At 61.9% G+C, this 915-nt stretch carries 1 protein-coding gene; it reads left to right on the top strand.

All coding sequences use genetic code 11. The features are described from left to right. Positions 1-915 (top strand): IS5 family transposase (locus AC1Q5S_RS22295; RefSeq protein WP_492239463.1); only part of this gene is annotated, 915 nt, incomplete at both ends.

Below are 915 nucleotides of genomic sequence, written 5' to 3'. Positions count from 1 at the left end.
AGATCAAAACAACGGATTCGAGCAGTCGCGCAAGCCCACCCGACGTGAAGAGTTCTTGCGGACCATGGAGACAATAGTGCCTTGGGCCGCCCTGTGCCAGGTGATAGAGCCGCACTACCCCAAGGCCGGCAACGGCCGTCCGCCCATTGGGTTGGAGCGCATGCTGCGCATCCATTTTCTTCAGCACTGGTTCAACCTGGCCGATCTGGCGTGCGAGGAGGCTCTGTATGACAGTGCCAGTCTGCGCCGCTTTGTGGGGATTGACCTGGGCCGCGAACGCGTGCCCGACGCCACCACGCTGCTGAAGTTTCGCAAACTGCTCAATGAGCAAAAACTGGGTGAAGCCCTGTTTGCCAAGGTAGGCCAGCAATTGCAGGAGCGCGGCTTCAAGGTCAACACCGGCACCATCGTGGATGCCACGATCATCGCAGCGCCCAGCTCCACCAAGAACGCCGACAAGGCGCGCGACCCCGATATGCACCAGACACGCAAAGGCCAGCAATGGTATTTCGGCATGAAGCTGCACATTGGCGTGGACAGCCAAAGCGGGCTGGCGCACAGCGCCGTGGTGACGGCGGCCAACGTGCATGACAAACACCCTCTGCCCAATCTGCTGCATGGCAATGAGCGGCGCGTGTACGGCGACTCGGCCTATGCCAGCCAGAAAGCACTGATAGCGAGCAAGGCCCCCAAGGCCAAGGACTTCACCAACCAGCGCACCCGCCGTGCAGGCGAGGTGGACGAAGTTCAGCGGGCCAAGAACCGCAACAAATCGCGGGTGCGTGCCCGGGTCGAGCATGTCTTTGCGGTGGTCAAGCGCCTGTGGGGATTCACCAAGGTGCGCTACCGCGGGCTTCAGAAGAACGCCACGCGGGCGTTCACGGCCTTGGCGCTGGCCAACATTTACCTTGCCCG

The organism is Acidovorax sp. GW835-FHT14B10 (assembly GCF_058793725.1).
The sequence above is the reverse complement of the archived record's forward strand: the minus strand, read 5'-3'. Positions and strand labels throughout refer to the sequence as shown.